Origin of the sequence: Pseudomonas floridensis (assembly GCF_002087235.1) — a bacterium.
Lineage (GTDB): Bacteria > Pseudomonadota > Gammaproteobacteria > Pseudomonadales > Pseudomonadaceae > Aquipseudomonas > Aquipseudomonas floridensis.
In genome coordinates this window covers 220,852-233,765 of record NZ_MUIO01000002.1, presented here as the reverse complement: position 1 = coordinate 233,765, position 12,914 = coordinate 220,852, and the positions used below count along the sequence as shown (strand labels likewise).

Sequence of the window (12,914 nt, the reverse complement as noted above, 5' to 3'; positions counted from 1 at the left end):
TAATGAGTTGCATCAGTGGAGAGTGTACCCATGTCCATACCTTTGCAGAACCCGCAGCCCGATGGTCGGGAAAGCGGCCATGTAGGATTTCTGGCGTTCACGACCCTGTGTTTCTTCGCGGCGTCGAGTACGCCGACGCCGCTGTATCACTTGTATCAGGAGGCATGGGGGTTCTCTTCCGGTGTACTGACGCTGATCTTCGCCGTCTATGCCTTCAGCCTGCTGGCAGCTTTGTTGAGCGGCGGATCGCTGTCCGATCATTTGGGGCGACGTCCGGTGATTTTAGCCGCCCTGTTGATGCAGATCTTGTCGATGCTGCTGTTCATCTTCGCCGTCGATGTAAGCTGGCTGGTCATGGCGCGTCTGCTTCAAGGCTTCGCCACCGGGCTGGCAGCTAGTGCGCTTGGCGCTGCATTGCTGGACAGCGATCAGGTCAAGGGCCCGCTGATCAATAGTATTTCACCGATGCTGGGCATGGCTGTCGGTGCTCTGGGTACGGCGTTGCTGGTACGGTTCGCGCCGCATCCGTTGCTGCTTGCCTATTGCGTGCTGCTCACCGCGTTCGTGGCTGAGGTACTTTATCTGGCGCGCGTGGCCGAGACCGTCCGCCCGCAACCCGGCGCCTGGCAGTCCCTCAAGCCCTCGCTACACGTGCCTCTACAGGCGCGGCGCATGTTGTGGCTGGTGTTGCCTGTCGATATCGCTGCATGGGCACTGGGTGGTTTCTTTCTGTCACTGAGCCCATCGTTGCTGGCAGCCGCTACCGGCTCGACATCGCCGCTGGCGGGTGGATTCGCGGTGGCCGCGCTAACACTCAGCGGTGCGCTTGCGATTCTGATCCTGCGTCAGCGCGCACCCGAACTGGGGCTATGGGGGGGGGCCAGCTTTATGACGGCAGGGGTTGCGGTGATTCTCCTGGCGATCAACACCGGCGCGCTGTGTTTGTTCTTTGGCGGAGCTGTCGTTGCAGGGATTGGCTTTGGATCGAGTTTTCTCGGCGCTTTGCGAATGCTCATGCCACTGGCGCACGCTCACGAGCGCGCAGGACTGATGTCGGCGTTTCTGGTGCTCAGCTATCTGGCGTTCTGCATGCCCGCATTGGCTGCCGGCTTCGCCGCCCGTTCATTCGGTCTGGTGATGATCAGTAATGTTTACGGTGGTGTGGTCATCCTGCTGGCGCTGATGGCGCTGGCGGGGTTGATCACGCGACGTGCGGCGGGGCAGCAGGATCGGGCGACGGCGTAGGCAGCACGACTGGCTCGATCCTTGGGGTAACGAGCAAATGCTCGAACAATGTGGATCAGCGCAGGTCCTGAACCATTTCCGTCAATACGCTCAACACATCCTGGCCCAGCTGTGCCGAGCGTTTGCCAGACCAGCCGGTCAGCGGATCGGGTGCGTTGTCGTTGTCTTTGAAGGGCATTTCCAGGGTCAGCGCCAGACACTTGTATCGTTCGCCGACGCTGTTGCACGCCAGGTTCATGTTGGCCTTGCCCGGCGCGCTGCGCGGGTAGCCGTAAACGCTCTGGAAATCGACGGTGATCTCACCCAACCGACGGCGAAATTGCTCTTCAAGCTGTTGCTGCTTCGCGGTGTAGCCAGGGTTGCCCTCGCAGGCGGCGGTGAACACATAAGGAATTTCCTCGTCACCGTGCACGTCCAGAAACAGGTCGACGCCGTATTGTTCCATTTGGTGTTTGACGAAGAACACCTCGGGACTTTCGGCTTCGGTACTGTCCTGCCAGGCGCGATTCAGGTCCTTGCCATTGGCGTTGGTGCGCAGGTGACCGTGGAAAGCGCCGTCGGGATTCATGTTCGGCACCAGATACAGATCGGCACTGGCCAGCAACTGATCCATGGCCGCATCACCCTGCTGCTGAAGGCGCTCGATCACGCCTTCCATGAACCATTCGGCCATGTGCTCGCCGGGGTGCTGCTGGGCGATGATCCAGATCTTGCGTTTGCCTTCAGCCCCGTCACCCTTGCGCAGTAACGGGACATCACGGCCCTCGACGCTTTTGCCGGTCGCCAACAGTTGCGTGCCCGCGCTTTCCAGTGCCTGCTCGATCAGCCTGTCGTGGCGTTCACGGCTGTACGGTTCGAAGTAGGCGAACCAGACCTGTGGCTGGCTGGGCGACAACGTGAAGTTGAGCGCCTTGCCATCGAAGTCGGACGGCACTCTGAACCAGTTCTCGTGATCGTAGGAGGCGACGGCGTTGTAGCCGGTCCAGGCGTTGTTGAACGTCGACTCACTGACATTGGTCAGGCTGAACCCGTGGGGCGCGCCGACTTCCATGCCTTCAACCTTGAAGTGAAACCACTGGAAATGATCGCTGCGGGTATCGGGCCTGATAGCCAGTGTGATGGCGCTCGGATCGCGTGCATCCAGAACCTGAATATTGCCGCTGTCGAAGTCTGCGCTGATGGTAAGGGTCAAGGTGCGTTCCTGAATAGATAAGGGCGTACAGGCTTCACTGTACACCGATCATCCCGGCCTCGACTTGCGTAAAGCCGCCATTGAGCGTCAGGAAAAGGCCTCGGCCGTGACCATCAGGCTGCAGATGAATGCCGTGATCAGGCACCAGACCAGATAAATGCGCCGCTTGCGTCGATGCCAGCCACTGGCGCCCAGCAATGAAGCCGGCGCCTTCAGTTCACGCCAGACACGCTCGCTGTTCTGAAACGCGGCCAGGTGTCGGTCATCGGCGTCGAGCCAGTGGCGAAATTCGATGCGCTCGCTGGCGGTCGCCGACGGACTTTGCAAATGCACGTACCAGTGACTGGCCTGCACCTGAATGAATTCATCGTGGGAGACGGTGCCGCGATGAGCCTCTTTGAGCGCTCGAACCATTGCACGCTCGACCTTGGCAATGTCCACTTCCATGAAGCGGGCAATGTCTGCGTAGGCCAGCCCGTCGAGGCGGCTGAGCAGAAAAATCTGACGGGTTCTGCGTGACAGCCTGCCCAGCGCACGGCTGAGTTCCAGCGTCTGCAGCGTCGGCGCCGAATCAGGGAGTCGGTCGGGGAGGGGCAATAAAGACGAGAGCTGACTACTCATGATGTATCGCTCGCTGATCTTCCATAGATATTCTTCCTTGAGGCTATAGGTTTCATCCATGAGACAGATAGCCTAGTCAATGTGAGAATCGTTCTCAAGTGAAAAGGCGCTGCAATTGCCATTTATCTGCCTGTTCAAGCGGTTTGCGTCACAGAAAGCTGACCCTGAATCACAGAGGTTTGATACCATGCGCGCCATCGCGTCTAACCAACGCAGTAGCACCCAAGACTTCATTAGCCTGAAGCAACGAAAAATCAAAAAAAGACCCGGCAAAAAGCCGGGTCAAAAACCGTGATTAGCCTGATGAGGAGATAATCTGGAAGCCGACCTAAGACTTCCAGGTTATCAAGCCAGTCTCGCGACCAGCTGATGCAATAATAATCATTATCATTTGCAAGTCAAAGTTTTTATTGCCCTCATTGAAACAAATAATCCATCGGCGACCGCTGATGGATTATTCCTCATGCCCTGATTCCCTCCATTTTTGCCCTCAGTCCAGCGGTAGCTCCGTGGTGCGCTTGACCGTGCTCATGGCGATGTTGGAGTGCGCCTCATGCACATGGGGCAGCTGCAGCAGGTGATCACGCAGGAATCGCTCATAGCTGGCGATGTCCTGAGCGACGACCTTGAGCATGAAGTCCATGCCGCCAGCCATGGTGTAACACTCCAGCACTTCAGGGTGGCCGATGATGGCTTCCTCGAACTCCGCCAGATAACGCCTGCCATGGCCGGAGAGCTTGACCTCGACGAACACGGTCATGCTCAGGCCCAGCTTTTGCGCGCTGAGCAGGGCGACGGTGCGTTCGATGACGCCGTCCTCCTGAAGCCGGTGAATGCGACGCCAGCAGGGCGATTGCGACAGCTCGACCCGCTCGGCGATTTCCGCCGCCGACAGATCCGCATCGTGCTGCAGCAGACGAAGAATCTTGCGATCGATAGGGCTCAATTTAAGCTGCATGAATTGACCTTGTTTTTTGTTTTATTCGAAAAGGGCATGCTCAATATCAGCAGATATTTGTCAATTTAGAAAGAAAAAGCCTCTTTTCTACAGGCAGTCTAATGGCAAGGCCGCCGGGCTGGACCGCCCCGGCGAAATGGACCTTACTCCTTAGAGAAAGCCTGAATAAAAACAAGAGAGGTATCCGTATGTCCCTGGCTGATATTCGTCTGGATGATAAGTACCGGCTCGCCACCGGTAACCTGTACCTCACCGGCACGCAGGCCCTGACCCGGCTGCCGATGCTGCATAAGCAGCGTGATGAAGCACGCGGATTGAATACCGCCGGGTTCATTTCCGGCTATCGCGGATCGCCGCTGGGTAATCTGGACAAGAGTCTGTGGGACGCCAAGGAGTATCTCCAGCAGAACGCCATTCACTTTCAGCCCGGTATCAATGAAGAGCTTGCGGCGACGGCTGTCTGGGGCAGTCAGCAGGTCAATCTGTTTCCGCAGGGCAAGTATGACGGCGTGTTTGCGCTCTGGTACGGTAAAGGTCCGGGTGTCGACCGTTGTGGCGATGTGTTCAAGCACGGCAATTCGGCCGGTGTGGCAGCCAACGGTGGGGTGCTGATCCTTGCGGGTGACGATCACGGCTGCAAGTCGTCAACCATCGCGCATCAGAGCGAACATGCGTTCATCGCATCGATGATTCCAGTGCTCAACCCCAGCAACGTTCAGGAAATTCTCGACTACGGCATCATCGGCTGGGAGCTGTCACGCTACAGCGGGTGCTGGGTGGCGATGAAAACCATCGCTGAAAACGTCGATTCTTCCGCAGTGGTCGAAGTCGATCCACTGCGCATGCAGACACACGTTCCCGAAGACTTCGTTCTGCCAGAAGGCGGGCTGCACATTCGCTGGCCGGATCCGCCGCTGGCCCAGGAAGCGCGCCTCAATACCTACAAGATTTACGCCGCCCGCGCCTTTGCCCGCGCCAACCAGCTCAACAAAGTGGTGATCGATTCGACGCAGCCGCGTCTGGGTATCGTCACGACCGGCAAGTCCTATCTGGATGTGCGGCAGGCGCTCGAAGAGCTGGGCATCGACGAGCAGCTTTGCGATCAGGTTGGCATTCGTGTGCTGAAGGTGGGCATGAGCTGGCCGCTGGAGCCGGTTTCGGTGCACGACTTCGCGCAAGGTCTGGACGAAATTCTGGTCGTCGAAGAGAAACGTAGCGTTATCGAGGATCAACTGACCGGCCAGTTGTATAACTGGCCCGTGGACCGCCGTCCGGTGGTGGTGGGCGAGTTCGACGAACAGGGGCGCTCGCTGCTGCCGAACCTGAGCGAGCTGACACCGGCGATGCTTGCCCGCGTTATCGCCAAACGGCTGGCGCCGTTCTATAGCAGCCCGCAGATCGAAGCGCGCCTGCAGTTTCTCAGCGAGAAAGAGAAGGCGCTTCAGGCGCCGTTGCTCAACACCCAGCGTACGCCACATTTCTGTTCAGGCTGTCCGCACAATACCTCCACCCGTGTACCGGAAGGCAGCCGTGCGCTGGCGGGTATCGGCTGTCATTACATGACCATCTGGATGGACCGGGCGACCGATACCTTTACCCAGATGGGCGGCGAGGGCGTGACCTGGATCGGTCAGGCACCGTTTACCGAAACCCCCCATGTATTCCAGAACCTGGGCGACGGCACCTATTTTCACTCCGGGCATCTGGCACTGCGGGCTGCGGTCGCTTCCAAGGTCAATATCACCTACAAGATTCTCTACAACGACGCCGTGGCCATGACCGGCGGCCAGCCAATCGACGGCGTGTTGCGGGTCGATCAATTGAGCCGTCAGGTGTTCAATGAAGGCGTGCAACGTATTGCGCTGGTATCGGACGAGCCGGACAAATACCCCAGCAAAGAGGGCTTTGCGCCGATCACCACCTTCCACCATCGGCGGGACCTGGACAGCGTGCAGCGCGAGCTTCGCGAGTTCAAAGGCGTTTCAGTGATCATTTACGACCAGACCTGTGCCACCGAGAAGCGCCGTCGCCGCAAGCGCGGCACGATGCCGGATCTGGAAAAACGTGCCTTGATCAACACGGCGGTGTGCGAGGGCTGTGGCGATTGCGGCGTCAAGTCCGGCTGTCTGTCTGTGCTGCCCAAGGAAACCGCTCAGGGCCGCAAGCGCGAGATCGATCAAAATGCCTGCAACAAGGACTTCAGTTGCGTGGAAGGCTTCTGTCCGAGCTTCGTCACTGTCCACGGCGGCACACTGCGCAAACCGGTCCTGCCCAAACAGGTTGAAGCGTTCGCCACGTTGCCGGAGCCGATCCTGCCGTCGCTGGAGCGGCCGTTCAATATTCTCCTGCCCGGCGTCGGCGGGACCGGTGTGACCACGGTTGGCGCGATGCTCGGTTACGCCGCCAATCTGGAAGGCAAGGGCTGCAGCGTGCTCGATCAGGCCGGTCTGGCGCAGAAGTTCGGCCCTGTGGTCAGCCACATCCGCATCGCTGCACGCCAGCAGGATCTGTTCGCAGTGCGCATTGCCGCGGGTGAAGCTCATCTGCTGCTGGGCTGCGATCTGTTGGTCGCGGCCGGTCCGGATGCCATCGCAAAACTCGACAGCGCGATCTCTCACGCGGTGGTCAACAGCCAGCAGACACCTACAGCCGAATTCACTCGCAACCCGGACGCCGTGTTTCCGGTCGAGGCGATGAAGCAGACCATCATCGATGCCGTGGGCGCGCAGAAGACTCATTTTGTCGAAGCGACTTCACTGGCCACCCGGCTGATGGGCGACAGCATCGCCAGCAACCTGTTCATGCTGGGTTATGCGTACCAGTTGGGGCTGATTCCGTTGACTTCACAGGCCATCGAAAAGGCTATCGAGCTCAACGGCGTATCCGTGAACCTCAACCAGCAGGCCTTTCTCTGGGGCCGTCGTACCGCTCATGATCCCGCCGCAGTCGAGGCCTTCGTCAACCCGAAACAGCAGCCTGCCGAGTCCTTACAACTGACCCTGGATCAGCGCATTCAGAGCAACATGGAAACGCTGGCGCAGTACCAGAACGCGGCGTATGCCGGTCGCTACCTGAAGCTGGTGCAACAGGTTCGCGACGCCGAAGTGCGCCTGTTCCCGGGTCAGCAACCGACGTTGACCGAAGCCGTGGCGTTCAACTACTTCAAACTGCTCGCTTACAAGGACGAATACGAAGTGGCGCGGCTGTACAGCAATGGAGATTTCACTCGGCAACTGGAAGCGCAATTCGAGGGCGACTACCGCCTGGAGTTTCATCTGGCACCGTCCTGGCTGGCCAAGCGTGACTCGCACACCGGGCAGCCGCGCAAGCGCAGCTTCGGTCCGTGGATGTTGCGTGCGTTCGATGTTCTGGCGAAATTCAAATTCCTGCGCGGCACCGCATTCGATCCATTCGGTCGCAGCCTGGAGCGTCGCCAGGAACGTGAACTGATCGAGCGCTACGTCAGTGACATCGAGCTGATCCTGCAACACCTGCAGGCGGGCAACCGCCATACGGCGTTGAGCCTGGCGCGTCTGCCCGAGCGGATTCGCGGTTACGGGTACGTCAAGGAAAGTGCGATGAACGCCGCAGCGCTGCAGGCCGATGTACTGCGCCGCAGCCTGAAAAGCGGCGAGGTGGCCGCACCGAAGCTGTACGAAGTGGCTGCCTGATCCCGAAAGCCTGATCTGTATGTCAAGCGTTGCGTCTGCGCCACGCAATGGGTGACATCGGTCAGGCGCGGTATTCGCCCTCGGTCAGGTTGGAAAAGAAGATGCACCCCACCAGCCGGGCGAACAGCCCGAGGGTCTCGGCCAGATCAGGGTCGTCGAACAGCGTCAGTCGCGAGTCCAGCGCGCACAATGCGCCGTACAGGCGACCATCCGGAAGAAAGATCGGCACACCTGCATAGCTCTCGATTTCGTATTGCTTGACCACCGCAAGGTTTGCGTATTTCCCGTTCTGGCTGATCTGCGGTACGAACAACGCCTGCGAGTTGGTACGAAACTCGTTGCACAGCGTTTGCTCCAGATCGAACGCTGCACCTTCTTCCATGCCCAGATGGCTCGGATCGTAGACCGAGCAGGCCACCCATTCTGCCTCGGTAAATTTGGCGATACCGGCAAAACGCATTCCGGTCAGCCTGGTGACCAGCCTCAACACATTAGTGGTCGCCTCGATCTCCGCGATGGCCGATCGCTCTTCAGCGGTCAACAGCCCGCGAGACACCGTCACCTCACACCCCATTTTTGCTTCTCCGAAAGACTGGCTCGATACCGTAGTGGCACGAATCATCGCACATCGGTCAGACACGAACATGCAGTTTTCAACTGCAGCCCTTGCGGTGTGTCGAGTAAAAAGACAACTACGTTGTTGATGTCAGACTTCGGACAACTATCACGCTGCATTCATATGAATGTGGTTATATGCTGGTAAAGTGTTTTTGAGTGGTCGCTGTCAGGTGTTTTTATTAAAGGCTATGACCCTTATTAAATAATTTGAATTTAATCTTTGTCATGAAGTCTTGCGGTTTTTTAACTAAAAGAATGTTTGCTCTAATTGTAAAGTTTAAAGTTTCAATGCCGAAATCTTAATGTTGACGTCACGGCAGGGAGCGAACGGCTACATTAAATTCAAACATTTATCAAGAGTGTTATATGTTTAAAACTATTCTGGGCAATATAAGCGTCAGGTCCAAGCTCGTTCTGGGGTTTACGCTGGTTATCCTGTTGACGGTACTGATTGCCTGGACCGGATGGTCGGGTATCGTGTCGTTGAGCGAACGGAGCGAGCGAACCGCCGACATTGGCAAGCTGAGCACGTTGACGCGTGACATGCGCATCGCGCGTCTATCGTTCAGCATCAATTACGATGCCGAGCGGGCGAGCAACTGGCTCAAAGCGTACGACAACCTCAACAATCACGTGCGTTATGCGGCGACCGTATTTACGTCCGACGTTAACGTGCCGTTGATCGATGCCTCGCTGGCGGCGATGAAAGACTACCGGATCCATTACGATAACTTGATGCAGGCCACTGATGCCCGCGAGGCCACTCGCGCTGTCTTCGGTCGACACGCCGACGCCGCGGCGGAGGACTTGCAAAAGTTGCAAGTATTCGCCAACTCCAGTGAAGGTTCTGAACCGTTGCGGGAAACATCGGCGCAGGCGTTGATGATGTTTCAGAAAATGCGTTTCGATGTTCGCGGCTATACGTTTTCGCTGAAAGCCGATAGCAAAGTGGTTGCCGAAAGCTCGATCAAGTCTGCGACGGAGTTCATGAAAAATCTATCGGGCTTCAGCAGTCAGGCCGACACCGTCAAACACCTTCAGGACGCCATGGCGGCGTACCAGAATGCGATAGGCCAGTTTGCCAGTGCCCAGTTCCGAATCGACGATGCCCAGGCCGGTGTGTCCAAAAACATCGAGATCCTGCTGGCGTCGGCGGATCAGCTTTCCAGAAATCAGGTCACCCTGAGAATGGAAGACATGGACCAGGCCAGGTCGTTGCTCATTCTCTGGCTGGTCTCGGCACTGGTTGTCAGTGTGCTGGCGGCATGGATCATTACCCGTCTGATTGTCGGCCCATTGCTCGAAACCCTGAAACTGGCCGAGCAGGTTGCGGATGGCGATCTGACCAACGACCAGGTCGTCACCCGCAAGGACGAACTGGGTCTGTTGCAAGGCAGCATGCAACGCATGACAGGCAACCTGCGCGATCTGATTGGCGGTCTCAGCGACGGTGTCACGCAAATCGCCAGTGCGGCCGAGCAGTTGTCCGCCGTGACCGAGCAGACCAGCGCCGGGGTGAACAGCCAGAAAAGCGAAACCGATCAAGTCGCCACGGCGATGCATGAAATGTCCACGACTGTGAACGACGTGGCCAAAAATGCCGAGCAGGCCTCGCACGCAGCAGTCAACGCCTCGAAAGAAGCACGGGAAGGGGATGGGGTGGTCGCCAAGGCGATCAGTCAGATCGAAAGCCTTGCCAGCGAAGTCGAGCATTCCAAATCCGCCATGGACGAGTTGAAAAACGAGAGCAACAAGATTGGTGGCGTGCTGGACGTGATCAAGGCGGTTGCCGAGCAGACCAATCTGCTGGCCCTCAACGCGGCGATCGAAGCGGCACGTGCCGGGGAGGCCGGTCGTGGGTTCGCGGTGGTCGCCGACGAGGTGCGCAGCCTGGCGCAGCGCACCCAGACGTCGACCGAAGAAATTGCCTCGCTCATCGGCGGATTGCATAGCCGCACGGCGCAGGTTGCGACCATTCTGGAAAGCAGTCGCACATTGACCGAGAACAGTGTCGAACTCACCCGCAACGCCGGCCAGTCGATCAATAACATCACCTTGTCGATCTCGACCATCGAGACGATGAACCACCAGATCGCCGCCGCTGCCGAGCAGCAGAGCGTTGTAGCCGAGGAGATCAACCGCAGCGTCATGAAAGTGCGGGACATCTCCGAGCAAACCGCGTCGGCCAGTGAAGAGACCGCATCGTCGAGCGTCGAGCTGGCGCGCCTGGGTGTTCACCTGCAAGGGCTGGTGAATCGTTTCAAGGTCTGATGCCCGGCTGATTCATCGTAGCCACCCGACCTCCGGCACGTGCGCAATGCACGTGCCGGATCAGCGTCCCCAGAGCTGCATCGCATAGTCGACAAAGCTGCGCAGTTTCGGCAGCCGGTAACGATCCTGGACGTACAACAGATTCATCGGGCGTCTGGGCAGTTGATAGTCCGTAAGCAGCGCGACCAGTTGGCCGTCTAGCAGATCGCGCTGCACCAGCGCATCGGGCAGCATCACAATCCCCATTCCCGCACGCGCAGCCTGGCACAGGCCTGACGATGTATTGATCACCATTGAACCGTTCACGTCCACCAGCACTTCGCCTTCGGGGCCGGTCATCCGCCAGCGTTTGCCCGCATCGCGCCATTCGTCGCCCGCCGGGTAAGCGAACGCCAGGCAATTGTGCACACGCAAATCATCGGGACGGGCAGGTGTGCCGTGGCGCGCCAGGTACTCGGGCGATGCGCAGATGGTCAGTGTGTAGTCCTGCAACGGTCTGGCAATCAAAGGCGATGACTCGGGAAGGGCACCCAACCGGATTGCGATGTCGAAGCCGTTATCGATCAGGTCAAGCCGCTGATTGGACAGCACCACGTCCAGCCGGACCTGCGGGAAGCGTCGGGAAAACTCGCAAATGGCCGGCGCCAGGCTCTCCGAGCCGAAGGTAAGAGGGGCGGTGATCCGCAGCGTACCGGCGGGTTCGTCCTGCGCCTGCTCGGCGAGCTGTTCGGATTGCGCCACCAGCCCAAGCACTTCAAGGCAGCGCTCGTAGTACGCCGTTCCGAATTCGGTCAGATGCTGGCGGCGGGTCGTGCGTCTCAGCAGGCTGACCCCCAGGCGCTGTTCCAGTGCGCGCAAATGATTACCGACCATGGTCGTGGACATCGAGCAGGCTTGCGCGGCCGCCGTCAGACTGCCTGTCTCGACCACCTTCACATACACCTTCATTGCCTGAAACAGATCCATTATCAAGCCTGACTTTAAAATGATTGAAGTATTTCGCCGTTTATCCAGCTCTAGTGGCTAACGATACTGCAAAAGACACGTTATGCACCCATGGAGCTTCACATCATGACCACCGCCTGCCTGATGAACACTTACCAACCGCTTGCGCTGAGCTTCACCCACGGCCTGGGCACTCGTCTGTGGGACAAGGAGGGGCGCGAGTACTTCGACGCGGTCGCGGGCGTGGCGGTGACCAATGTCGGTCACTCTCATCCAGCGCTGGTGGCTGCCATACGCGAGCAGGCCGGGTTGTTGCTGCACACCTCCAATCTTTACAGCATCGATTGGCAGCAGCGGCTGGCGCTCAAGCTGACCATGTTATCCGGGCTGGATCGGGTGTTTTTCAACAACTCCGGCGCTGAGGCCAACGAAACCGCGCTCAAGCTGGCGCGGTTGCACGGTTGGCATAAGTACATTGAAAAACCGCTGGTGGTGGTGATGGAGAACGCCTTTCACGGGCGCACGCTGGGCACCCTGTGCGCCAGCGATGGGCCGGCGGTGCGCCTGGGATACGGCGCCTTGCCGGGGGAGTTCATAAAGGTGCCGTTTGGTGATCTGGCCGCGTTCGACAAGGTGTGTATCACCCATGGCCACCGGATAGCCGCCGTGCTGGTCGAGCCGATTCAAGGCGAAGGCGGCGTTCGCGTCGCACCGGCCGGCTACTTCACTGCCTTGCGCGAGCGTTGCACCCGGCGCGACTGGTTGCTGATGCTCGACGAAATCCAGACGGGTATGGGCCGTACTGGCGAATGGTTCGGGTTTCAGCACGAAGGCATCGTGCCGGATGTGATCACGCTGGCAAAGGGGCTGGGCAATGGCGTGCCGATCGGCGCCTGTGTAGCGCGGGGCAAAGCGGCGAAACTGTTTACGCCGGGCAGTCATGGCAGCACCTTTGGCGGTAATCCGCTGGCCTGTCGCGCAGGGTGCACCGTGATCGATATCATTGAGAAGCAAGGGCTGGTGGAGAATGCCCGGGCGCAGGGGGCGCTGCTGCTTGAGCGGCTGCAGGACGCGTTGCAAGGCCGGCCTGACGTGCTGGAGGTTCGCGGGCGTGGGCTGATGATAGGTGTCGAATTGCAACAGGCCATTCCCGAGCTGACCAGGCTGGCCGCGCTGGAACATGGCTTGCTGATCAACGTGACCCGCGGCAAGGTCATTCGTCTGTTGCCGCCTCTGGTGCTGAACGCTGCGGAGGTCGAGATGATCGTGCAGGGCCTCGTCGAGACCCTCGACAGCGCGTCTGGCCAGCAGCTCGATCGGTTGGCCTGAGCGCAGGTCGCAGGGCCGGGTTTACGGGGCGACGCGATCCTGGACTATACCGTGATGACCGATA

Annotated in this window: 9 protein-coding genes; 4 read left to right on the top strand and 5 right to left on the bottom strand. The window is 58.9% G+C overall.

Going from position 1 to position 12,914, the window contains the following annotated elements; genetic code table 11:
* Nucleotides 1-30: 30 nt before the first annotated feature.
* The gene (locus tag BZK31_RS01170) at nt 31-1,245 is read left to right on the top strand and encodes an MFS transporter (protein WP_083180920.1); all 1,215 of its coding nucleotides are present in this window, start codon (nt 31-33) and stop codon (nt 1,243-1,245) included.
* Nucleotides 1,246-1,300: 55 nt separating this feature from the next.
* On the opposite strand, the gene BZK31_RS01165 is transcribed toward BZK31_RS01170, so the two are convergent.
* The 3 genes from BZK31_RS01165 to BZK31_RS01155 all read right to left on the bottom strand — a co-directional run bounded on the left by BZK31_RS01165 (nt 1,301) and on the right by BZK31_RS01155 (nt 4,016).
* Entirely contained in the window at nt 1,301-2,437 is a 1,137-nt protein-coding gene (locus tag BZK31_RS01165; RefSeq protein WP_083180919.1) for a M14 family metallopeptidase, read from the bottom strand.
* A gap of 87 nt (nt 2,438-2,524) precedes the next feature.
* Nucleotides 2,525-3,058 carry a sigma factor-like helix-turn-helix DNA-binding protein gene (locus BZK31_RS01160; protein ID WP_083180969.1) on the bottom strand — a complete coding sequence of 178 codons (534 nt, stop codon included), beginning with the start codon at nt 3,056-3,058 and terminating at the stop codon, nt 2,525-2,527.
* Nucleotides 3,059-3,548: 490 nt separating this feature from the next.
* On the bottom strand, nt 3,549-4,016 hold the full coding sequence (locus tag BZK31_RS01155) for an Lrp/AsnC family transcriptional regulator (protein ID WP_024687791.1): 468 nt from the start codon (nt 4,014-4,016) through the stop codon (nt 3,549-3,551).
* A gap of 188 nt (nt 4,017-4,204) precedes the next feature.
* Here BZK31_RS01155 and BZK31_RS01150 point away from each other — a divergent pair, with 188 nt between their 5' ends.
* Nucleotides 4,205-7,687, top strand: coding sequence for an indolepyruvate ferredoxin oxidoreductase family protein (locus tag BZK31_RS01150; protein WP_083180918.1), 3,483 nt, complete (start codon nt 4,205-4,207; stop codon nt 7,685-7,687).
* Nucleotides 7,688-7,748: 61 nt separating this feature from the next.
* Here BZK31_RS01150 and BZK31_RS01145 read toward each other — a convergent pair whose 3' ends face one another.
* Nucleotides 7,749-8,261, bottom strand: coding sequence for a GAF domain-containing protein (locus BZK31_RS01145; protein WP_083180917.1), 513 nt, complete (start codon nt 8,259-8,261; stop codon nt 7,749-7,751).
* A 410-nt stretch (nt 8,262-8,671) separates the two neighbouring features.
* Here BZK31_RS01145 and BZK31_RS01140 point away from each other — a divergent pair, with 410 nt between their 5' ends.
* Complete coding sequence (locus BZK31_RS01140; RefSeq protein WP_083180916.1) at nt 8,672-10,576, top strand: HAMP domain-containing methyl-accepting chemotaxis protein; 1,905 nt, start codon at nt 8,672-8,674, stop codon at nt 10,574-10,576.
* Nucleotides 10,577-10,636: 60 nt separating this feature from the next.
* Here BZK31_RS01140 and BZK31_RS01135 read toward each other — a convergent pair whose 3' ends face one another.
* Nucleotides 10,637-11,542: a LysR family transcriptional regulator gene (locus tag BZK31_RS01135; RefSeq protein ID WP_083180915.1), complete on the bottom strand. Its 906-nt coding sequence runs from the start codon at nt 11,540-11,542 to the stop codon at nt 10,637-10,639.
* A 105-nt stretch (nt 11,543-11,647) separates the two neighbouring features.
* Between BZK31_RS01135 and BZK31_RS01130 the strand changes: the two genes are divergently transcribed.
* A complete protein-coding gene (locus BZK31_RS01130; RefSeq protein WP_083180914.1) occupies nt 11,648-12,850 on the top strand; it encodes an aspartate aminotransferase family protein in 1,203 nt (400 codons plus the stop codon).
* The last annotated feature ends 64 nt before the right edge of the window (nt 12,851-12,914 follow it).